The sequence below is a fragment of the Sandaracinaceae bacterium genome, assembly GCA_020633055.1.
Taxonomy (GTDB): Bacteria; Myxococcota_A; Polyangia; order Polyangiales; family Houyiibacteriaceae; genus JADJJE01.
In genome coordinates this window covers 673,707-694,615 of record JACKEJ010000007.1, presented here as the reverse complement: position 1 = coordinate 694,615, position 20,909 = coordinate 673,707, and the positions used below count along the sequence as shown (strand labels likewise).

14 protein-coding genes, 2 tRNA genes and 6 pseudogenes are annotated in these 20,909 nt (G+C 67.9%); 7 read left to right on the top strand and 15 right to left on the bottom strand.

The genetic code is table 11. The features are described from left to right. Nucleotides 1–15: 15 nt before the first annotated feature. Genes H6726_16380 through H6726_16365 form a run of 4 tightly spaced genes read right to left on the bottom strand, consistent with a single transcriptional unit; the run spans nucleotide 16 to nucleotide 4,082 of the window. Nucleotides 16–741 carry a hypothetical protein gene (locus H6726_16380; GenBank protein ID MCB9659223.1) on the bottom strand — a complete coding sequence of 242 codons (726 nt, stop codon included), beginning with the start codon at nucleotides 739–741 and terminating at the stop codon, nucleotides 16–18. A gap of 31 nt (nucleotides 742–772) precedes the next feature. After that, a complete protein-coding gene (locus H6726_16375) occupies nucleotides 773–2,026 on the bottom strand; it encodes an FAD-dependent monooxygenase (GenBank protein MCB9659222.1) in 1,254 nt (417 codons plus the stop codon). Nucleotides 2,027–2,039: 13 nt separating this feature from the next. Next, nucleotides 2,040–3,233, bottom strand: a complete 1,194-nt coding sequence (locus tag H6726_16370) for a VWA domain-containing protein (GenBank protein ID MCB9659221.1) — start codon at nucleotides 3,231–3,233, stop codon at nucleotides 2,040–2,042. Between the two features lie 6 nt (nucleotides 3,234–3,239). Beyond that, nucleotides 3,240–4,082 carry a MoxR family ATPase gene (locus H6726_16365; protein ID MCB9659220.1) on the bottom strand — a complete coding sequence of 281 codons (843 nt, stop codon included), beginning with the start codon at nucleotides 4,080–4,082 and terminating at the stop codon, nucleotides 3,240–3,242. A gap of 510 nt (nucleotides 4,083–4,592) precedes the next feature. Here H6726_16365 and H6726_16360 point away from each other — a divergent pair. The 4 genes from H6726_16360 (at nucleotide 4,593) to H6726_16345 (ending at nucleotide 7,673) form a co-directional block, all read left to right on the top strand. Then, a complete protein-coding gene (locus tag H6726_16360; GenBank protein ID MCB9659219.1) occupies nucleotides 4,593–5,189 on the top strand; it encodes a hypothetical protein in 597 nt (198 codons plus the stop codon). A 536-nt stretch (nucleotides 5,190–5,725) separates the two neighbouring features. Next, a tRNA-Gln gene (locus tag H6726_16355) sits at nucleotides 5,726–5,796 on the top strand. Between the two features lie 50 nt (nucleotides 5,797–5,846). Further along, nucleotides 5,847–5,921, top strand: a tRNA-Glu gene (locus tag H6726_16350). 144 nt (nucleotides 5,922–6,065) lie between these two features. Next, nucleotides 6,066–7,673 carry an ATP-binding cassette domain-containing protein gene (locus H6726_16345; protein MCB9659218.1) on the top strand — a complete coding sequence of 536 codons (1,608 nt, stop codon included), beginning with the start codon at nucleotides 6,066–6,068 and terminating at the stop codon, nucleotides 7,671–7,673. Nucleotides 7,674–7,718: 45 nt separating this feature from the next. Here H6726_16345 and H6726_16340 read toward each other — a convergent pair whose 3' ends face one another. After that, nucleotides 7,719–9,395, bottom strand: a complete 1,677-nt coding sequence (locus H6726_16340; GenBank protein ID MCB9659217.1) for a serine/threonine protein kinase — start codon at nucleotides 9,393–9,395, stop codon at nucleotides 7,719–7,721. A 260-nt stretch (nucleotides 9,396–9,655) separates the two neighbouring features. On the opposite strand from H6726_16340, the gene H6726_16335 reads away from it, so the two are divergent. From H6726_16335 to apaG, 3 genes are all read left to right on the top strand, one after another. Then, nucleotides 9,656–11,908, top strand: coding sequence for a nitrite/sulfite reductase (locus H6726_16335; protein MCB9659216.1), 2,253 nt, complete (start codon nucleotides 9,656–9,658; stop codon nucleotides 11,906–11,908). A 38-nt stretch (nucleotides 11,909–11,946) separates the two neighbouring features. Beyond that, a complete protein-coding gene (locus tag H6726_16330) occupies nucleotides 11,947–12,516 on the top strand; it encodes a hypothetical protein (GenBank protein MCB9659215.1) in 570 nt (189 codons plus the stop codon). Nucleotides 12,517–12,619: 103 nt separating this feature from the next. Beyond that, nucleotides 12,620–13,018, top strand: coding sequence for a Co2+/Mg2+ efflux protein ApaG (apaG, locus tag H6726_16325; protein ID MCB9659214.1), 399 nt, complete (start codon nucleotides 12,620–12,622; stop codon nucleotides 13,016–13,018). Here apaG and H6726_16320 read toward each other — a convergent pair. The 10 genes and pseudogenes from H6726_16320 to H6726_16275 all read right to left on the bottom strand — a co-directional run bounded on the left by H6726_16320 (nucleotide 12,945) and on the right by H6726_16275 (nucleotide 20,898). Further along, nucleotides 12,945–14,996: a CRTAC1 family protein gene (locus H6726_16320; GenBank protein MCB9659213.1), complete on the bottom strand. Its 2,052-nt coding sequence runs from the start codon at nucleotides 14,994–14,996 to the stop codon at nucleotides 12,945–12,947. The two genes, apaG and H6726_16320, sit on opposite strands and share 74 nt — an antisense overlap. 75 nt (nucleotides 14,997–15,071) lie before the next feature. After that, nucleotides 15,072–16,283, bottom strand: coding sequence for a hypothetical protein (locus H6726_16315; GenBank protein ID MCB9659212.1), 1,212 nt, complete (start codon nucleotides 16,281–16,283; stop codon nucleotides 15,072–15,074). 1 nt (nucleotide 16,284) lies between these two features. Continuing rightward, a pseudogene (locus tag H6726_16310) lies at nucleotides 16,285–16,529 on the bottom strand (calcium-binding protein). Nucleotides 16,530–16,595: 66 nt separating this feature from the next. Then, nucleotides 16,596–16,829, bottom strand: a pseudogene (locus tag H6726_16305) (hypothetical protein). Further along, nucleotides 16,768–17,031: pseudogene (locus H6726_16300) on the bottom strand (hypothetical protein). The pseudogenes H6726_16305 and H6726_16300 overlap by 62 nt, the downstream one beginning before the upstream one ends. Before the next feature lie 60 nt (nucleotides 17,032–17,091). Further along, nucleotides 17,092–17,976, bottom strand: a pseudogene (locus tag H6726_16295) (hypothetical protein). Nucleotides 17,977–18,117: 141 nt separating this feature from the next. After that, nucleotides 18,118–18,330, bottom strand: a pseudogene (locus H6726_16290) (hypothetical protein). Next, a pseudogene (locus H6726_16285) lies at nucleotides 18,322–19,173 on the bottom strand (hypothetical protein). The pseudogenes H6726_16290 and H6726_16285 overlap by 9 nt, the downstream one beginning before the upstream one ends. Before the next feature lie 227 nt (nucleotides 19,174–19,400). Next, nucleotides 19,401–20,000: a threonylcarbamoyl-AMP synthase gene (locus tag H6726_16280; GenBank protein MCB9659211.1), complete on the bottom strand. Its 600-nt coding sequence runs from the start codon at nucleotides 19,998–20,000 to the stop codon at nucleotides 19,401–19,403. Between the two features lie 4 nt (nucleotides 20,001–20,004). Further along, entirely contained in the window at nucleotides 20,005–20,898 is an 894-nt protein-coding gene (locus H6726_16275; GenBank protein MCB9659210.1) for a hypothetical protein, read from the bottom strand. Between the last annotated feature and the right edge of the window lie 11 nt (nucleotides 20,899–20,909).

The following is a 20,909-nucleotide window of genomic DNA, read 5'->3' as shown; positions in this document are numbered from 1 at the left end:
CTGAGGCGCCGGCGCCTACGACAAGATCAGCGGCGATAGCAGGTCGGACAGCCGCTGGTTCATGGCGGCGTCATGCTTCGGGTCACGCGCTCCCCGCTCACGCTCGGCCGCGGCCCCCAGCTCCACCACGGCCTCGGCGACGGCTGCGGGGACGAACAGGGCCTGGCGCTGTACGGGGTCGTCGGCCAGTGTCGCCGGGTTCAAGCAGAGGGCCCCTGCGGAGGGCGGCATGAACGCGCTCGGGCCCATGCCCAGCAAGGCCGCGTACCCGCGGGCGCTCGCCACACGCTGCGTGGCTAGGCTGAGCTCCGAGACCGCGAGCGCCTCACTCGCTCGCGCCAAGTAGGCGCACGCCGAGGCCACTGGCGTGACCACCAGCTGCGAACCCAAGGAGCGGTAGGAGCCCACGGGGTTCGCCGCGAGCGCGTCGGCCTTGTCCGCTGCACTGAGCGCGACGCTCGGGTCCATGCGTCGGGCGAGCGTCCCGCGGGTCACCTCCAGCACTTCCAGGAGCGCCGGCTGGGACTCGCCCAGTCTGCGCACAGCCGACTCGGCCTCGAGCGCGACGGCCTCCACCAAGGCGCGCAGGGGCACGCCGGATGCGGCGCAGATCCAGATGGCCCACGTGGGATCCTCGTTGCTCTGCAACAGGGAGGCGCCATCAGCATGGTCGTTGGTCGCCGACGAGGCCCAGGCGATCAGGTTGGGGGGCGCGTCCACCGCGACCAGCGCTTCGTACATGGGGGGAGGGTGCGCTACGCGGCCCCGGACATCAACGCGCCGCGACGTCGCGTTCGCGCGTGTCGTCGTTCCCCGCACCCAGGCGCGGCACGTAGCTCCCGGCGGGCAGGCTGCCGCGCAACATGCCCAGCTTGCCGCCGCACATCGTGGCCACCATCTGCTCGCGCAGCGGGGGCAGGGCGGCCCCCAGCGGGAAGCCCAGGTCGCGGGCCCACCCGAGCAGCGTCGAGTCCGACTGGAAGAACGGCGTGAGCCAGCGCGTCATGCGCTGATAGAAGCGGAGGTGGGCGCGACGCTCCGCGCTGTACGCCTCGAGCGCCAGCTCCACTTCATCCGGCCGCGCGGCGATGCACCGGCTGAGCACCAGCGCGTCGACCAGCGCCAGGTTGCTGCCCTGACCCAGCTGGGGGCTCATGGCGTGCGCGGCGTCGCCGATGAACACCACGTTGCCGGCGTTCCAGCGCGTGAAGCGCACGTCGCGATAGCCCGCGAACAGCAGCGCCTCCGTGCTGGGCAGCTGGTCCAAGATGGGCTCGGCCATGGGCGCCACGCGCAGCACGCGCTCGCGGAACGCGGCCACCCCCTCGGCGCGCACGACCTCGGCATCACGTACCCGCGTGCTCACGAACAGGCTGACCAACGGCGTGTCCCCACTGGGTGCGAGTCCCGTCGGCAGCATCCCGACCATCTCGCGGGCCCCTCTCACGCACTGCAGCAGCTCCCCGCGGTAGCGCCCCTCGGGGTCCTCCGCGACGAACCACAGCGCGCCCCAGGGGTAGGGCACGTCCCGCGCGCCGGGGAAGTCCGCCGCCCGAATCTGCGAGCGCGCTCCGTCGGCCACGACGATCAGGTCGAAGGGCCCCAGCTGTTCTCCGTCGCTCGCCACCACGCACCCCGTGGGTCCGAGACGCTGCACGGCGACCCCCAAGCGAACATGCGCGCACTCGGCCCGCGCCGCGTCGAAGAGCGTCTGAAACAGCACGCCGCGGTGCAGCCCCAGCCCGAACAGCTCGGGCCCACGAGCCTGGTACGGTAGCTGGAACAGCCGTCGACCCGTGTGCGTCAGCCCACGCAGGGCGTCCACGCGGTGACCCGCGCGCACGATGGGCTCGGCCAGCCCCAGCTCCGCCAACACGTGCATGCCCGTGGGCTGCAGCATGATGCCGGCGCCCACGGGGCTCGGGTCGGGCACGGCCTCCAGCAGGGTCACCTCGTGCCCTGCGCGACTCAGGAACAGCGCCGCGGCGCTCCCGGCGAACCCAGCACCCACGACCACACAGCGCATGGTCGTCAGGCTATCACTTCCCGCCGCGCGCCTGGCCCCGCATGAGGTACTTCACGCCCTCGCCCAGGCCCTCCAGCGTGAGCGGGTACATGTCGAACACGCGCGACACGTACTCGATGGTGTTGCCCTTCCAGTACTTCTGCGGCTCCGGGTTGAGCCAGATGGACTTATCGAAGTGCTTCTGCATCATCATGAGCCACTGGATGCCCTCGATGCCGCGGTCGTCGCCGAGGTCCAGCGAGCCGCCGCTGGCCATCAGCTCGTAGGCCGCCATCAGCGCGTCGCCCACCATGATGAGCTTGTAGTGCCGGCCGCAGTCGTGCAGCAGGTCGCGCACCTTCACGGGCTCGTCGAAGCGCTCGGTCTTGTAGACCTGCCCGTAGACGCAGTTGTGGAAGTAGTACGTGCGCAGCTCGCGGAAGTGCGACGACTTCTTGGCCGCCGAGAACAGGCGCGAGCAGAGGTGCGCGTACGGGTCCATCGAGCCGCCCACGTCCATCATCAGGATGATGCGTGTGTTGGTGCGGCGCGGCGGCTTGGTCACGATCTCCAGCTCGCCCGCGTTCTTGCCCGTCTCCTCGATGGTGGCCTCGAGGTCCAGCTCCTCCTCGGCGCCGATGCGCGTGTAGGTGCGCAGCTTGCGGAGGGCCAGCTGCATCTGGCGCACGTCGAGCGTGATGTCCTCGCGGTAGCCCTTGTACAGGCGCGCGTCCGCCACCTTCACGGCGCTGCGGCCGCCTCCCGGACCGCCCACGCGGATGCCCTGAGGGGACTTGCCCGAGTGCCCGAAGGGGGACGTGCCGGCCGTGCCGATCCACTTGTTCCCGCCGTCGTGGCGCTCGTCCTGCTCCTTCATGCGCTCTTCGAAGAGCTTCTGCAGCTGCTCGAGGTCCAGGCTCTCGACGAACGCGCGCTGCTCGTCGGTCAGCTCGCCCATCTGCTCCTTGGCCTGCTTCAGCCAGTCCAGCAGGTCGTCCTGGAGCTTCTTGGCCTCGATCTCCACGCCCTTGAAGTGTTTCAGGAACGCCTGGTCGAACAGGTCCAGGTGGCGCTCGGAGTGCACCAAGAGCGCGCGCGCGATGTAGTAGAAACCGTCGAGCGAGTTCTCGTGCAGCCCCTTGGACATGGCCTCCGCGAGCCGCACCGTCTCGGTGGCGCCCACGGGCACCCCGAAGTCACGCAGCTCGTAGATGAAGTCGACGAACACGAGCGCTCAGCTCCTCCAGCGGCGCCCGCCGGCCAGCTGGTCGGCGAAGGCCACCAGGTCCTGCTCCTTCTTGAGCAGCGCGCCCAAGAACGGGAGGTTCTGGTCCAGGCGGATGTCCTTGATGCCCGTACGCTTGAGCACTGCGATCCAGTCCACCAGCTCGCTGGTGCTGGGGCGCTTGCGCAGGCGGTTCATGCTGCGGATCTCGAAGAAGGTCTCGATGGCCTGGTCCACCAGGGACTCTTCAATGGTCGGGTGGTGCACCCGGACGATGTCCTTCATGAGCGACTTCTCGGGGAAGTCGATGAAGTGGAACACGCAGCGACGCAGGAACGCGTCGGGCAGCTCCTTCTCCGCGTTGCTGGTGATGATGACGAAGGGGCGCTCCGTGGCGACGACCTCGCGGCCCGTCTCGTTGATGTAGAAGCGCATCCGGTCGAGCTCGTGCAGGAGGTCGTTCGGGAACTCGATGTCCGCCTTGTCGATCTCGTCGATGAGCAGCACCACGCGCTTGGGCGAGTCGAACGCGCGCCCCATGGGCCCGAGCTTGATGTAGTGCGAGATGTCGTTGACGTCCTTGTCGCCGAAGCGCGAGTCGTACAGGCGCTGGACCGTGTCGTAGACGTAGAGGCCGTCCTGCGCGCGCGTGGTGCTCTTCACGTGCCAGCGTACCAGCTCCATGTTCAGCGCCTCCGCGGCGGCCTCCGCCAGCAGCGTCTTGCCCGTGCCCGGCTCGCCGCGCACCAGCAGCGGGCGCTCGAGCAGCAGCGCACAGTTCACGGACGCCTTGAGCGCGTCGCTGGTGAGGTAGGAGTCGGTCCCGTTGAAGCGGCTGAAGTCTTGGGTCATCTGGCTTGGACCATAGCGCGATCCGGAGTGAACGCCCATTCATTCCGCGGTGGGGGGCCGGTCCCTCGTGCGCGGCGTTTCCAGATGTCCATGCGGTTGCGCGCGGAGGACGAGGGGCGTCCGTGGCTGCGGGCTCGGTCGCGCAGGCGCTCCCTGCGGTGCCTCCCCCATTGCGGCGCGCCAGGGCGCTTGCAATGGGGCCCCCCCGACACCCGCCGCCACGGCCGCCCCTCACCCTCCTCGGTGACGTTTGGTTTGCCTCGGGACGCGGGGCTCGCGCCTGGGATCGGCCTTGCGCGGCGATCGCTCGGCTGGGCTCGACTGGCGGATCCGTCGAGCCGGACCGTTCCCGACGCTCATCAGCTCGCAGCCTGGGACCCGGTTAGTGCGGCGTCCCCCTCGCTCAGCTGGGGTGACGGACGGCCTCGTGACGCGGTACAACGCCGGGCCTGCGACCGAGCAGGCCGTGTGTGGTGCTGTGGACCCCGCGGAGCCGGAGGGAGTGGTTGGATGACGACTAGTGGGGAAGGGATTGAGGCAGGATCGCTCGCGGAGCCGATTCGGCTGAGGGTGGAGGTGGCGCTGCGGGGTCTCACGCCGAGTGAGACCGAGGGCGTCTACGCCTTGTCCTTCTACCTCGCGCACGAGGACATGCAGCATCCGGCGCTGATGGTGGGCTTCAACACGGAGGCGAACTGGGAGGCCACGGTAGACGAGGCGTCGAGCCCCGACGAAGCTCGATGGAACTGTGCTTTCTGGCTCCAGAACCAACTGGCGTGGTTCGGCGAACACGGCACGCCCGCGGCCGCGGCGGTCGAGGACTGGCTGAAGGCTCGAGGACTCGTCCTTTCCGAGGACGCGGAAGACGACATCGACCAGCTGCTCGACCTCGAAGGGGACATCGCGGAGGCGTTCGCTGCCGACGTCTGCAGAGCCGCGCTGGCACTCCACGAGGACGGTACCCTTCAGCAGGTGTTCGGCCATCCCGTGCCGGTCATCGTGCATCGCCTCGAGTACGACGACGAGATCGCCGCGCTCACCGAGTCCGCCAACCCTCCCGGCCTGGCCGCCGACTTCATTCGCTGGGTCATGGACGGTTGCGAGTAGCTCGACGAGGCCCCCTTTGCGACGAATGCCCAAGCACGCCGCGCCCACGAACGCCTTGGCGCGTGGTGCGCACGGCTGATCGGCTCAGCACGGCGAGGGCCCATCTAGGCTCGACGGGTGGATCCCTCGAGCCGGACCGTCCCGTCGGACCCGTGGAGCCTCACCGGCCCCTCCCACCCCCTCACGCCCATGCCCCGCTCATCCAAGCACTCCCCCAAGCGAGCGGCGCAAGCCGAACGCGCCATCCCCGCCAAGGCGAGGCCCCACCTGGATCCATGAGGTCGGGGGCGCCACAGCCTCGGCCAGGGTGTCGGGGGGGCCCCAATTCAAGCATCGTGCAGCGATGCGCCGAATTGGGGGAGGCACCGCAGGGAGCGCCAGCGCGACCGAGCCCTGGCCGAGGCTGTGGCGACCACGACCGTCGATCCCAGTTGGACCCCCCCCGCGAAAAAGGAGGCAATCAGGCTTGCCCCGCGAGTCGTTCTGACTATAGTCCCGTCCTCGCAGGGCGCCCCAGGGCACCTGGGTGTTGACATTCGGGGATCGTCTAACGGCAGGACTCCAGTTTCTGGTTCTGGCTATCTAGGTTCGAATCCTAGTCCCCGAACAGCTTGAAAAAATGCTGCAAGCCACTATAAGGCTCGCAGCTCCCAAGCTGGCCCCATCGTCTAGTGGTTAGGACATCGGCCTCTCACGCCGGTAACACGAGTTCAAATCTCGTTGGGGTCACCACCCAAGCAGGCTCGACGCACCCCAGCGTCGGGCCTGTTTCTTTTTCTCCTTCGTCCACCGGCCGGTGGGCCTCGTCGCTCGGGCGCCGCGCCTTCGGGCGAGCCGCCCCTCCGCCCCCCGCTCACGCCGCACGAGAGAGCCACCATGATCTCCACCGAAAACCTCTCCCTCTCCTTCGGCAGTCGCCCGCTCTTCGAGAACGTGGACATCAAGTTCACGCCCGGGAACTGCTACGGCCTGATCGGCGCCAACGGCGCGGGCAAGTCCACCTTCTTGCGCTGCCTGTCCGGTGAGCTCGATCCCAGCTCCGGCAAGGTCGTCATCCCGCCTGGCGCGCGCCTCAGCGTGCTCAAGCAGGACCACTTCGCCTACAACGACGTGACCGCGCTCAACGCCGTCATCATGGGGCACAAGCGGCTCTACGAGGTGGGCCAGGAGAAGGACGCGATCTACGCCAAGGGCGAGTTCAGCGACGAAGACGGCGTGCGCGCGGCCGAGCTCGAGACCGAGTTCGCCGACCTTCAGGGCTGGGACGCTGAGAGCAACGCGGCGCAGCTGCTGAGCGAGCTGGGCATCCCGGACGCGCGCCACAACAAGCTGGTCAAGGAGCTGGAGGACGGCGAGAAGGTGCGCGTGCTCCTGGCCCAGGCGCTGTTCGGCAACCCGGACATCCTGTTGCTCGACGAGCCCACCAACCACTTGGACGTCGACACCATCCTGTGGCTGGAGGAGTTCCTGCTGCGCTTCCAGAACACGGTCATCGTCGTCTCGCATGACCGTCACTTCCTCGACAAGGTCTGCACGCACATCGCGGACGTGGACTTCCAGAAGGTGCAGCTCTTCAGCGGCAACTACACGTTCTGGTACGAGACCAGCCAGCTCGCCCTGCGTCAGAAGCAGGAGGCCAACGCCAAGAAGACCGACAAGATCAAGGAGCTGCAGGCCTTCATCCAGCGCTTCAGCGCCAACGCCAGCAAGTCGCGTCAGGCCAGCTCGCGCCGCTCGCAGCTCGAGAAGATCACCCTCGACGACATCAAGCCGTCGTCGCGCAAGTATCCGTACATCATCTTCAAGACCGAGCGGCAGCTGGGCAAGGACGTCCTCTTCGTGGACGGGCTGACCAAGACCCTCGACGGGGAGCTCCTCTTCAAGGACGTGCGCTTCACGCTCAGCCGCGGCGAGAAGATGGCCGTCACGGGCAACGACAACGCGGTGAACGCGTTCATGTCCATCTTGGCGGGCGACATGGAGCCCGACGAGGGCACCTTCCGCTTCGGCAGCTCCGTGAACCTGGGCGTGCTGCCCCGCGACAACGCCAAGTTCTTCGACGGCTGTTCACTGAACCTGGTGGACTGGATGCGTCAGTTCTCCACCAACCAGGAGGAGAACTTCTGTCGCGCCTTCCTCGGCCGCATGCTGTTCTCCGGCGAGGAGTCGCAGAAGGCCGCGTCCGTGCTCTCCGGGGGCGAGAAGGTGCGCTGCATGTTGTCGCGCGCGATGCTGCAGGACCCGAACGTGCTGCTGCTCGACGGCCCCACCAACCACCTGGACCTCGAGTCCATCACGGCGCTCAACAACGGGCTCATCAAGTTCGAGGGCAGCCTCATCGTAGCGTCCCACGACGTGCAGTTCGTGGACTCTCTGGTGTCACGCGTGCTCGAGCTCGGCCCGGACACGTACTACGACCTCGGCATGGGCTACGAGGAGTACCTCGCCGACGAAGCGCGCCTCGCGCGCCTCGGGAAGGCCTGAGCCCAGCGCGGTAGGCCCGCCTGCGCCGTCAGGAGGTTCGCGCCGTCAGGTGGCTTGCCACCCGGCGCGATAGATCGTGGAGCCGCGCTCGAGTCCCCCGGTGGAGTACACGTCCACCGCAGTCGCGCCTGTGATGGTGAGCAAGCGCGCGAAAAGGCCGCACATCATCGCGTCGCGTGCGGCGCACTCGGCGAGCGTGGTCATGACGTCGATGCGGCAGCGCGTGGACCCCACCGTCATCACGGAGACAGACCCGAAGTCGAACAGGTCGGCCCACACGTCGGGCACGCGCGTGACGAACACCGCGGGCGAAACGGTGCGGACCCAGCGCAGCGTGCGGGTCGCGGCCGATGTCGCGATCTCGGCTCCGATGGCGCGGGACACGGACATGGCGCCCGCCCCGAACTCGATCTCGGCCTCGTTCAGCAGCGCGTCGCACACGCTGGCGGGACAGCGAAGGTTTGGGGCGCCGTCGATGAGCAGGCGCGCGTGCGCGCTGGGTAGGCGGGTGAGCAGCTCGGCCACCGCCGCCGGGCCGAACTCCGCCTGGAGATAGCGCATGGCCCCCATCGAGACCGTCTGGGAGACGGATGGCTCCGCCGTGGCGGGGAGGTCGCGCGCAATGAAGACGCTCGAGTCCCGGGCACTACGGACCGCCACGTCGTCGCCGCCAGGCTCGTCGGCAGGCGGGGATGGACGGGCTGGCGACACGCCGAACTGGGATGCCGCGGAGGTGGCCAAGCGCGGCGGCGAGGAGGCGCGCGTCAGGGTGAGGAACGGCTCCAGCGCGCCCGCGAAAGCATCCGCGTCCGCGTATCGCACGTCGGGGTTGACCGCCAGGCCGCGATGCACGACGGCAGACAGCCCCTGGGGCAGCACGGCGACGCACGCCTCGAGGGGGGGCGGGTTGCCCTCGACGATGGCAAGCAGCAGCGCGTGATAGTTGGAGCGAACGTGCGGCACGTGGCCGGCGATGCACTCGTAGAGCATGGCGGCGACCGAGTAGAGGTCGGCGCGCTGGTCGAAGCGCGGGTTCCCGCGGGCTTGTTCGGGGCTCATGTAGCTGGGTGTCCCCATCAGGACGCCCGTGCGCGTGAGCTTGGTGGAGGCGAGGTCGAAGTCGCTCCACATGGACACGCCGAAGTCCAGCAGCTTGACGCGTATCTCGCCACGCGGCGTGAAGCTCAGGAAGATGTTGCCAGGCTTCAGATCGCGATGGATGACCCCGGCGCGGTGCACGGCCGCCAGCCCGAGCAACGCCTGGTGCATGAGCTGACACGCGACGTGTGGCGACAGCGTCTGCGCACGCGTGAGGCGCGTGGAGAGGGGCTCACCGTCCAGGTACTCCATCACGATGTATGGTGACCCGCCATCGACACCCGCCTCGAGGACCTCGACGACGTTCGGGTGCCGCACGCTTCGCGCCGTCTCGGCCTCCCGTTGGAAACGGCGGATGGCGTCGGCGTTGTCCGCGATCTCCGGATGGAGACACTTGACCGCCACGCGCTCGCCGGTCGAGCGCCGCGCGCCGTAGACGATCCCCATGCCCCCACGGCCAATGATCGACTCGATGCGGTAGCGTGAGGCGACGGTGCTCCCGACTCGTGGGTCCCCCGCCTGCATGGGCTTGCCCGAGTTTGGGCAATGCGTCCATACGCGCGGATGCGTCTCGCGGCAGTGCACGCAGAAGACGCTGGACGTCGAGTCGCGGATGGGTTTCATCGCGGTGGGGTCCACCATAACGCGATTCCGCGGCGGTCGTCGCACGAGGGCGTGACTATTTAGTGGGGCGATGTGGGATACGAGCCCTCGGGCGGCGGACTTTAAAGCACACCTCGCAGGTCAAGAATTAGGGCTATGAAATGATTTCGTTAAATGCGACATGACGGGTCACCACGGCATTGTTGACTTGACCTCTGGGTAAACTCGTGAATAGTGGCGGTCCTAGCGCTCGAGGACCGAGCGCGCATGAGGAGTTCAAGATGAGCGCCCCGACCTGGAAAGACCGCCTGCGCGGCGAAATGTCCCCCGAGATGACCCTGGAGATCGACACGTTCGAGGGGCAGATCGATCTGAAGAAGCAAGGCAAGCTCGACGACAAGTTCTTCGCCGAGACGCGTCTGCGCCGCGGGGCCTACGGCCAGCGCTACGACAACGGTCTGCGCAGCGATGGCGAGCAGCAGCAGACGCTGGTCTTCCCGCAGCCGCTGACCAAGGGGCCGGACACGCAGTGGGACGCCCCGGGCATGATGCGCATCAAGATCCCCATGGGTCGCTTGAGCATCCAGCAGCTCGAGGTGCACGCAGAGCTCGCCGAGGAGTACTCGGACAGCATCCTGCACATCACCACGCGCCAGGACATCCAGCTGCACTACGTCCACATCGAGGACACCCCCGACATGATGCGCCGGCTCGCGGCCGTGGGCATCACCACCCGCGAGGCGTGCGGCAACAGCGTGCGCAACGTCACGGCGTGCGAGTACTCGGGCGTGTGCAGCACCGAGAGCTTCGACGTCACGCCGTACGCCGACGCGTGCATGAAGTACTTCCTCGGCCACCCCGACGTGCAGGACTTCGGGCGCAAGTTCAAGATCGCGTTCAGCGGCTGCCACGAGAACCCGTGCGGCCTGGTCACGTTCCACGACCTCGGCGCCGTCGCCAAGATCGTCGATGGGCAGCGCGGCTTCAAGGTCGTGGTCGGCGGTGGTCTCGGTGCCGTGCCCGTCGAGGCCAAGGTCCTGGCCGAGTTCTGCCCGGCCGAGGAGCTGTTGCCGCTGGCGCAGGCCGTGGCGCGTGTGTTCGCGCGCTTGGGTGAAAAGCAGAGCCGCGCCCGCGCTCGCATCAAGTTCCTGGTGGACAAGCTGGGTCTCGAGGAGTTCAAGCGCTTGGTGCAGGTCGAGCGTGAGGGGCTGCGCGTGGACGAGCGCTGGACCGAGAACCTGAAGGACCTGAGCCGCCTCGACGAGAAGCCCATCCGCCCGGGAGCCGCGCTTCCGACCGAGGGCCCGGCCGCGTTCCTGAAGTGGGCCGAGTACAACCTCAAGCCTCAGGTGCAGGAGGGCTACTACACCGCCATCGTGAAGCTCCCGCTGGGCGACTTCACCTCGCGGCAGGCGCGCCTCATCGCGGACCTCGCGCGCGACTACACCGGCGACGGCATCCGCTGCACCGTCGAGCAGAACCTCGCCATGCGCTGGCTGAGCGGCGCGGACGCGCTTTCGTTCTGGGAGCGCCTCTCGGCCATCGGCTTCGCCGAGGCGGGCGCGGGCACCATCACGGACATGACGTCCTGCCCCGGCACCGACACGTGCAAGCTGGGCATCTCCTCGTCGCGTGGCCTCACGGCGGAGCTCAAGCGCCGCCTGACGGTGGTCGAGGAGTCGCTCGACAAGCAGGTGCGCGAGCTGCGCATCAAGTCCAGCGGCTGCTTCAACAGCTGTGGCCAGCACCACGCGGCGGACATCGGGTTCACCGGCGTCAGCCGCGCGGCCGGCGGGCGCAAGGTGCCCCACTTCAACGTCGTGCTCGGCGGACAGTGGACCGAGAACGCGGCCAAGTACGGCTTGGTGGTGGGCGCCGTGCCGTCCAAGAACATCCCCAAGACGGTGCAGGCCATCACGGATCACTACGTGGCCAACCGCGAGCGGGGCGAGTCCTTCCGCGCGTTCATCGAGCGCGTCGGCAAGAAGGACTTCCGGGCCATCCTGAAGCCGCTGCAGGCCATCCCCAGCTACGAGGAGGACCCGAGCTTCTACAGCGACTGGGGCGACCCGCGCGAGTACACCATCGGCGACATCGGCATCGGCGAGTGCGCCGGCGAGATCGTGCCGTTCGTCGAGTTCGGTCTGCAGGCCGCGGAGCAGGAGCTGCACGGCGCGCAAGACATCCTGGACAGCGTCGGCGGTGACCCGGCCACGGCTGCCGCGGGGGCCTTCCAGTCGATGGTGACCGCGGCGAAGGCGCTGGTCCGGCACCTGGACAAGCAGTGCCGCGACGACGCCGACGACGTGGCGCTCCAGTTCAAGACGCACGTGGCCGACCCCGGCCTGTTCAACGACCCGTTCGTCGGCAACAAGTTCGCGCACTTCTTCCTCGGCTTGCACGCGAGCCAGCGCTTCGTGGGCGCCAACAAGGAGATCGCGCACAAGTGCATGGACGAGGCCCAGCTCTTCCTCGACGCCTGCCACGCGACGTATCAGCGCTGGCTCGAGGCCGCGAACCGAGCCGCCGAGTGAACGCCGTCGCAGCAACCCGCGTAGGAAACGAGACAGCCATGCAAGCCCAGAAACTCCAAGTGAAGTTCTTCGCGCGCGACGAGATCAGCGACGTCGCGCTCGTCCCCGTGTTCCACGAGTGGATCAAGCGGCGCGTCGTGTCGGACGAGCTGCTGATCGACGTGGCCGACTACTCGCACGTGCCCGACGGCCCGGGCGTGATGATCATCGGGCACCACGCCAACTACGCGGTGGACCGCGACGACGCGCGGCAGGGGTTCACCTACAGCCGCAAGCGGCTGGCCGAGGGGGACTTCGCCGCGCGCGTGACCGACACGTTCCGCCGGGCCCTCTCCAGCTGCGCGCGCCTCGAAGCGCAGGAGGGGCTCGCCGCGCGCTTCGGTACGGGCGAGGTGCTCTTCCGCATCCAGGATCGCCTCCTCGCGCCGAACAGCGAAGAGACGGTCGCCGCCGTGAAGCCCGCCCTCGAGGCGACGCTCGCCAAGCTCTACCCGGGGCAGCAGGCCACCATCGAGTCGGTCGGCGAGGCGCGTGAGCCGCTCACGCTGCGCATCACGGTCGACTCCGACGCGACGGCAGCGGACCTGCTGGCGCGGCTCGACGCATAGGCCACGCGTCCGCGCAGCCCCGACCAACGGTGGGCGCGGAGGTCCCCGAGGCGCGAACGACTTTGCCGTTCGCTCGACCTTGGGTACCCTCGCGCCCACTCGCATGAGCATCTCCAACAAGAGCCACGCCGAGACCCGCGGCGTCCGCGTGCTGGTCGAGAGCCGCTACCTCGACGAGCAATCCCAGCCCGCCGCCGACCGCTACGCCTTCGCCTACCGCGTCCGCATCGAGAACCGTGGCCACGACGTCGTTCAGCTGGTCACGCGCCACTGGGTCATCACTGACAGCTACACGCACGTGGAAGAGGTCCGCGGGCCCGGCGTCGTCGGTGAGCAACCCACGCTGCGCCCAGGCCAGGCCTTCGAGTACACCAGCGGCGCCATCCTGCGCACTCAGCGCGGCAGCATGAAGGGCAGCTACCAGATGGTCACCGAGGACGGTGATCGCTTCGACGCCGAGATCGGCGAGTTCGCGCTTGAGCGGCCGTACTCGCTGAACTGAGCCGGACCCCCAAGCGGGCCAGTACCATTGCCGCAAGCAGGAGCCAGGCGCTGCCTCGGGCTCGGCTCGGAGCCGCTGTACAGGCCGCGGAGGCGCGCGCGGTGACACCGCCGTCCGGCGGGACGTGCAGGTCGGGCCCGACGTTCGCCGTCCCCCCGTCTTCGGGCCGCGGCCCCTCGCAGACGTCTAGGAATCCGCTCGTGTCGACGTCGAGGCTGGGTTCGCGCGCGATCTGGCATTCATCCGGTGTCCCGTCTGCGTCGCAGTCGTACCCGCAGGCGTCCGGGAGACCGTCGTGGTCGCAGTCCGGGAGCACCCGTGTCGGGACGCGAGGTCGAGGCGGTGCGACGTCGGGCTCCGTCACGGTCAGCACGCGGTTCGGTAGTACGTCGTCCACGGCGACGCGGTTCCCACCCAGGAACTCGACCTCGACGCGAAGGGGCTCGTCCAGGGCGGCGGGGCCGAGTCCCACGTGGGCTTCGCGTGGCCCGACGCCGGTGAAGTGCGATGCCGTTCCGACTTCGGCGTACCACGTGCGACCGCTTTGGTTGGTCACCCAGACCTTTGCCCCCCAACCATCGCGGTTCGATCGCGTGCCTCTGGGGACGACGGTCAACCATGCGTTCACGCTCGGTAGGTCGTTCCGGAGCAAGAGCGGCGGGCCGTGGTAGCGAACCACCAACAGATCCTCGTCCCCGTCGCGATCGAAGTCGAACGCGAGCAGCGCACGTCCGGGTTGCTCCTCCTCGACCCCCAGCGCGGCCGCCGATTCGATCCACGGCAGCGAACCTTGGTTGACCCACAGGCGCAACGGACTCGGGAGCGGGTAGGCATCGTTTCCGCCTGTTGTCGCCAAGTCGATGTCACCGTCGTTGTCCAGGTCGACGAACGTGGCGCCCCAACCCCACCCCGAGTCCCGCACTCCGTAGGCCAAGCTGCGCTCGGCGAAGGTGCCGTCGTGTCGCTGCAGGTGCAGCCGGTTGCCCGTCGCGTCCTCTCGATCCGGGTCGTAGATGGAGGTGAAGAATACGTCGAGGTCGCCATCGCCGTCGGCGTCCGCGATGCTCGACCCCATGCCAAACTCCACCGCGTCCAGGCCGCGTGCACGCGTCTCGTCGGTGAACCCGCCCGTGCCCGCATTCCGCAGGAACTGCTGGCGACCAAAGTCTGCGGTCACCAGTAGGTCCGGCAATCCGTCTTGGTCGAGGTCAGAGAACGCGCCGCCAAACGACACACCCGCCACCTCGTGTACGCTCAGTCCGAGTCCGAGTTCTGGCCACGCGCCCACGTCGCGTGTGACGTCGCGGAACCTCCCAGGCCCGAGCGTTCCCAGGTTTCGGTAGAGCCCGGCGGTACCTGCGTCGCAGCCTGACGCCAAGATCTGCCAGGAACCCACGAAGAGGTCGACGTATCCGTCGAGATTGTAGTCGCCCGCTGCGATCCCGGTGCCGGACAGCGGTGCGCCGTTGCCAGCTCCCCGTAGCGCGAGCCCCGAGGTCTGTGAGCGCTCCTCGTAGTAGGGCGTGGAGCTCGTGCCGACGTTGTAGAAGACGATGTGGTGCGTCTCGTCGGGCGATGGACCGCTGGTGGCCCGGGCGAGCACGAGGTCCGAGTCGCCGTCCTGGTCCAGGTCGGCGAACAACGAAGCGCTGGCGCTGGGCGCGGACGCGAGGCCCGCGGCTGCCGTGGCGTCCGAGAAGGACCCGTCCCCGGTGGACAAGTAGAGCGTGCCGCGGGTGAACGGGCCCGCGACGTAGAGATCGGGGAAACCGTCGCCGTTGAGGTCGCTCGTGGACGCGGTGCCCCCGTACGCGGCTGCGCACAGACCACCCGGGCACACGCTCCCGTCCGGTGTGCCGAGCGCTGCCGTGAGTCCCACCTCCGACGCGACGTCCGTGAAGCCCTGCGCGGAGCTCGTCGCTGCGACATGCAGCGCGAAGCCAAGCGAGAGTGCGCGGAGGAAGTGCGTGGGTGTCATGGTGGGAGCGGAAACGCGACGGCCGGCCTTCCAGTATGTCGGAAGGCCGGCCGTCGCGTCAGGGACGAGCGGGCCTCAGAACTCGTTGCAGGTGAGTGCGGCGGTCTGGCCGCACTCGTAGCTGAGCACAGTGGCGCTGGTGATGGCGATGTACGTCCGCGTGTTGTCGTTGTTGGTCGACTCGGGGACCTCCACGGAGGGCATCGTGAAGCTCGCGGTGGTGTAGTTCGAGCTGCTGAACGTGAAGTTGTTCAGCACCTGCTCCCACGTCGCGCGCTGGTTTCCGAGACCGGGGACGAAGCCACAGACGAGTGCCCCGCCCGAGCAAGTCACCGCGCCCCAGACGCTCATGCGCTTCGCGCAGCCTGCCTCGTTCGTCCCGTTGCCTTGGGCGTCCGAGTGTGGCCAACGGTTGTCGTTCCCATTGACCACGTCGCAGGTGCTCCACGACAGGGTGTTGCCGGCCGCGGTGCCGGACGCCCACGGACTGCACGTACGGCTGATGCTGGGTGACACCGGGATGGTCGCCGGGGTCCCCGACATCGCGAGGATGCCGACGCTGTGGTCGACGTTCGTGGTGACGGTCGCGCCAGAGCACGACGTCGAGAACTCGAGCGGCATATAGTACTCGATCAGGCTGACGGCACCGGCGACCGGCGCGTTCCCTGCCCCGTTCGCCGGGAAGCGCAGGCGCACCATTCCGTTGTCCCAGCTAGAGGCGACGGTGAACGGCGTGGTCGCGCCGCCCGACAGGGCGGGGTTGGCGGCGTTGGTGCCGATGTTGTTCGTCCAACCCGGGGAGCATGCAGGCGGGTTGGTGATCTGGAACGTGCCGGCCACGCGGTACACGACGTCACAGAACGCCGGTGCCGTGCAGGTGAACCCGTCGCCCACGTACCCCGCGTTGCAGGTGCATCCGTAGCTGCCGGGCGTGTTGTTGCACGTCGCGTTCGGGCTGCAGGCTGCCGTTCCGTTCGTGCACTCGTTGATGTCGGTACAGGTGACGCCGTTGCCGGTGTACCCCATGTTGCAGGCGCAGGAGAAGCTGCCCGGTGTGTTGGTGCAGGCGGCGTTGGCGTTGCAGTTGTTGGTGCCGTTGGTGCACTCGTTGACGTCGGTGCAGGTGACGCCGTTGCCGGTGTAGCCCGCGTTGCAGGCACACATGAAGCTGCCGGGCGTGTTGGTGCAGGCGGCGTTGGCGCTGCAGTTGTTGGTGCCGTTGGTGCACTCGTTGACGTCGGTGCAGGTGACGCCGTTGCCGGTGTGTAGCCCGCGTTGCAGGCACACTGAAGCTGCCAGGCGTGTTGGTGCAGGCGGCGTTGGCGCTGCAGTTGTTGGTGCCGTTGGTGCACTCGTTGACGTCGGTGCAGGTGACGCCGTTGCCGGTGTAGCCCGCGTTGCAGGCACACATGAAGCTGCCGGGCGTGTTGGTGCAGGCGGCGTTGGCGCTGCAGTTGTCGGTGCCAGCGGTGCACTGCTGACGTCGGAGCAGGTGACGCCGTTGCCAGTGTAGCCCGCGCTGCAGCAACACATGAAGCTGCCGGCGTGTTGGTGCAGGCGGCGTTGGCGCTGCAGTTGTCGGTGCCAGCGGTGCACCCCGTTGACGTCCGTGCAGGTGACGCCGTTGCCGGTGTAGCCTGCGTTGCACGCACAGGAGAAGCTGCCGGTGTTGGTGCAGGCGGCGTTGGCGCTGCAGTTGTCCAGTGCCAGCGGTGCACTCGTTGACGTCGGAGCAGGTGACGCCGTTGCCGGTGTAGCCCGCGTTGCACGCACAGGAGAAGCTGCCGGGTGTGTTGGTGCAGGCGGCGTTGGCGCTGCAGTTGTCAGTGCCAGCGGTGCACTCGTTGACGTCGGAGCAGGTGACGCCGTTGCCGGCGTAGCCCGCGTTGCAGGCGCAGGTGAAGCTGCCGGGCGTGTTGGTGCAGGCGGCGTTGGCGCTGCAGTTGTCGGTGCCTGCGGTGCACTCGTTGACGTCGACGCAGGTGCCACCCTGGTCGACGTAGCCCGGCGCACAGGTGCACGAGAATCCGCTCATCACGGAGCCTGTGCAGATCTCGGTGGTCGGCATGCAGGCTGGGAAGCAGCCCGAGGGGCTACACATGAAGCCACCCACGGTGTTCGTGCAGACCTCCATCACGTCGTCGCAGTCATCCGTACCAGCGGTGCACTCGTTGATGTCGTTGCAGGTGACGCCGTTGCCGGAGTAGCCAGTGTTGCAAGCGCAGGTGAAGCTGCCGGGCGTGTTGGTGCAGGCGGCGTTGGCGCTACAGTTGTCGGTACCGGCGGTGCATTCGTTGACGTCGGAGCAGGTGACGCCGTTGCCGGTGTAGCCCGCGTTGCAGGCGCAGGTGAAGCCGCCGGGCGTGTTGGTGCACGCCGCGTTGGCGTTGCAGTTGTCGGTGCCGGCGGTGCACTCGTTGACGTCGGTGCAGGTGACGCCGTTGCCGGTGTAGCCGGTGTTGCAGGCGCAGCTGAAGCTGCCCGACGTGTTGGTGCAGGCGGCGTTGGCGTCGCAGTTGTCGGTGCCCGCGGTACACTCGTTGACGTCGGTACACGTGAGACCGTCACCGGTGAAGCCGGCATTGCACGCACACGTGAAGCCGCCATCCGTGTTGGTGCACGCTGCGTTCAGGCCGCAGTTGTTGGCGCCGGTGGTGCACTCGTTGACGTCGGTGCAGGTGACACCGTTGCCGGTGTAGCCTGGGTTGCAGGCGCACGTGAAGCTACCAACGGTGTTGGTGCACGTCGCGTTGGCGCTGCAGTCGTCGGTGCCCGCCGTGCACTCGTTGGCGTCCACGCAGGACCCTGCGCCGCCCGTGTAGCCGGGTGCGCACGCGCAGCTGAATCCGCTGGTGGCGTCACCCGTGCATACCTCCACGGTCATGGCACACGATGGGTCGCAGCCAGTCGGGGTGCACATGAAGCTACCTACGGTGTTGACACACATCTCCACCGGGCCGCAGTCGTCGGTCCCGTTCATGCACTCGTCGAAGTCGGCGCACGAGACGCCATCGCCGATGTAGCCGGTGTTGCACGTGCAGGTGAACGAACCCACCGTGTCCGCGCACGTCGCGTTGCTGCTACAACCCGCCGTGCCGGCGGTGCACTCGTCCACGTTGTTGCATGTGAAGCTCCCGACCGTGTTGGCACACAGGAAGCCGGTCGTGCAGTTGTCCAATCCGAGAGCGCACTCGTCGGTGTCCACGCAGTTTCCTGCGCCGTCGTCCGTGTAGCCGGTGTTGCACGCGCAGGTCGGCGTTCCGCTCACGTCGACGCAGTTCGCGTTCGCGCCGCACGCGGGGTCGCACCCCGTCACGATGGGCGAGCAGGTCATGCCGTCGCCAGCGAAGCCATCGTTGCAGGTGCACGCATAGCTCCCCTGCTCGTTGCTGCAGGTCGCGTTCGCGTCGCAGGTCGCCGTGCCCGCCGTGCACTCGTCGACGTCAGGACAGCCTCCCATTCCGTCGCTCATGTACCCAGCGTTGCAGACGCACACGCTGGTAGCGCCGGAGGTGTCGCATGTGGCGTTGGCGTCGCAGAGGTCGCAGGGGTCGACGTCCGGGTCGCCGATGCAGTAGGTCTCGAGGCGTGCTCCGAAGTCTGCGGCCAGCGACACGAGGTCACCGAGGGGGACCGCGCAGTGGTAGCCAGGTCGGGTGCAGTCGCTGTCTTCCGAGCACGCCTCCAGACAGATGCCGTAGGTGCGGAAGCCCTTGATCGTGTCCTCCTCTTCATCCGAGAGGCCGAGGAGCTCGACGAGGGGGTCGAACTCTGCTGCCTCCACGTCGATGAGAGGCAAGTAACAGGTGCCTCCTTCGCCACACTCCGAGTCGTTGGCGCACGGCGCAACGGTCGAGCAGTAGTTGTTCGGGAAGGTGATGACCGTCTGCTCCGCGAGCGTCCGAGCGGTCTCGCGCGGTGAGTCGAGCATCTCTTCCAACGGTTGCAGCACCTGCTGGATGCATTCGGGCGTTCCGGGTCCCGCGCACTGCGCGCTGACCCCGCAGGCCGATCCGACCGGAAGCAGGTCGACGCCGAGGTCGACTTGGCCCATGTCCTGGGATCCGCCGCCGTCGTCAGGACCGCTGTCCGTCCGATTGTTGCCACCACCTCCGCAGCCCGGAGACATGAGCGCAGCGATGACCGCCGCCAAACCAAGTGAGCGAGTAGTTCGCATGATGTTCCTTCGTAGGTTGGGCAGACTCGACACAGGGTGAGCCGCCAGCCAATCGAAGATATTTTTATCAGCAAACCTTTACAAGCCGTTTACTCCCGACATCCACGTCTGCTGTAACGCGTAACTCGCACAGTGTAAGCCTGGCCCGGTAGGCGCCCACGGTTGAACACATGTACAATTTTGATGTACATGGCAGACGAGCAACGAATTGTTGCGATTTGGAGGATTTAGACTGCGTCCACAGGCCCCGCGCCCTCGCGGACGACCACGGGGGTGTGCCCGGTCAGGTCGACGATCGTCGAGGGCTCGAGGCCTCCCCAGCCCGCATCTAACACCATGTCAGCGTGTTGGAACTGCGCGGCGATGTCCTCCGGGTCGGCGTGTTGCACGCCGTCGATGCTCGCGGAGGTGGAGACGATGGGGTGGCCGAGGGCGCGCACCAGGCGCAGCGCTACCTCGTGGTGCGGGACGCGGATGCCGACCGTCTTCTGCTTGCGCATGACGATCTTGGGCACCTCGCGCGTGGCCGGGAGGATGAACGTGTACGGCCCCGGCAGGAGCCGCCGCATGATGCGGTAGTTCATGTCGTCCACGATGGCGTAGCGCGCGATGTCGCCCAAGTCGGGGCACACCAGGCCGACAGGGTGGTCGGCGGACATGCGCTTGAGCGCGTACACCCGCTCCAGCGCCTTCTTCTGCATGGTGTCGCAACCGATGCCGTAGACGGTGTCCGTTGGGTACACCACCACCCCGCCGCGCTTGAGCACATCCACCGCCTTGTCGAGCAGTCGTTGCTGAGGGTGCGTGGGGTGGATCTCGACGCGCATGTCTCTACTCGCTCCGTGCGTGCACCAGCCTGCGCTCGACGCCGTCCTCGAACAACACGCGGGCCTGCTCGGTGGACTCTCCGGGCGAGACCTCTTCCACGCGGCCGATGCCGAAGCGCGCGTGGTTCAGCCAGTCGCCCGCGCTGAAACGGATGCGTGGGCTGTACGCCGGCGCGCTGTGCCGGTGCGCGTCCACTTCCTGCGCCGAGAGCTTTTGTCCCTTGCGTGTGGTGGCTTTGCGCGCAGGCCCGGAGCTGCGTGCCGCGTCGCGCTTGATGGTGGCCGCGCGGACCGATGCGGGCTGCGCGACGATGTTGTCGGCCTTGGCGAGGCCGCGCACGGCAGCCGCGACCTTCTGGTAGATGGAGCCGAGCGTCTCGCACACCAGCACCTCTTCGATGCCGGTGCTCATCCCGCTGGCGGCGCACTCCTCTTCGTACTCGTGCGCGGCGCGGATGATGGTGATCAGCCGCTCGGCGGCGGGCAGCTCACCCGGCCCGGCTCCGAGCGCGCCGAAGCCGATGCGCTTGACGTGCCGCGAGGACGCGAAGTGGAGCGCCGCCTTCACGGCCTTCGCGATGCCCTTCGCGTCGGGCGCGGGCTCGGGCCGCGTGCCTGTCTGCGGGGGGCGCGTGGCCACCCATGCGAGGAAGTCGCAGTGCAGACGGCCGCGAGCCACGCGCACCACTTCGTAGAGAGGAAGCGTGCGATCCGGGAGCTGCCGAACCTCCGCGTCGAGCGCGGCCTGGAGCGTGCCGCCGAAGCGCTCGTCCAGGTCGAAGTCTGCGCCGCGGCCGGGCCACAGCTGCATGTCGGAGGAGCCGTCGTAGACCAACGCGTCGAGCCTCTGGCGCGAAGGGAGGTCGTAGATCGAGGCGCGCACGAGGGAGATATCCATGCACGGCGGAT

Excerpts from the sequence above, each read along its gene's own strand:
- H6726_16335 (MCB9659216.1), top strand. The coding sequence starts at position 9,656 with ATGAGCGCCCCGACCTGGAAAGACCGCCTGCGCGGCGAAATGTCCCCC.
- H6726_16345 (MCB9659218.1), top strand. The coding sequence starts at position 6,066 with ATGATCTCCACCGAAAACCTCTCCCTCTCCTTCGGCAGTCGCCCGCTC.
- H6726_16280 (MCB9659211.1), bottom strand. The coding sequence starts at position 20,000 with ATGCGCGTCGAGATCCACCCCACGCACCCTCAGCAACGACTGCTCGAC.
- H6726_16380 (MCB9659223.1), bottom strand. The coding sequence starts at position 741 with ATGTACGAAGCGCTGGTCGCGGTGGACGCGCCCCCCAACCTGATCGCC.
- H6726_16360 (MCB9659219.1), top strand. The coding sequence starts at position 4,593 with ATGACGACTAGTGGGGAAGGGATTGAGGCAGGATCGCTCGCGGAGCCG.
- H6726_16330 (MCB9659215.1), top strand. The coding sequence starts at position 11,947 with ATGCAAGCCCAGAAACTCCAAGTGAAGTTCTTCGCGCGCGACGAGATC.
- H6726_16365 (MCB9659220.1), bottom strand. The coding sequence starts at position 4,082 with ATGACCCAAGACTTCAGCCGCTTCAACGGGACCGACTCCTACCTCACC.
- H6726_16375 (MCB9659222.1), bottom strand. The coding sequence starts at position 2,026 with ATGCGCTGTGTGGTCGTGGGTGCTGGGTTCGCCGGGAGCGCCGCGGCG.
- apaG (MCB9659214.1), top strand. The coding sequence starts at position 12,620 with ATGAGCATCTCCAACAAGAGCCACGCCGAGACCCGCGGCGTCCGCGTG.
- H6726_16320 (MCB9659213.1), bottom strand. The coding sequence starts at position 14,996 with ATGACACCCACGCACTTCCTCCGCGCACTCTCGCTTGGCTTCGCGCTG.
- H6726_16340 (MCB9659217.1), bottom strand. The coding sequence starts at position 9,395 with ATGAAACCCATCCGCGACTCGACGTCCAGCGTCTTCTGCGTGCACTGC.
- H6726_16275 (MCB9659210.1), bottom strand. The coding sequence starts at position 20,898 with ATGGATATCTCCCTCGTGCGCGCCTCGATCTACGACCTCCCTTCGCGC.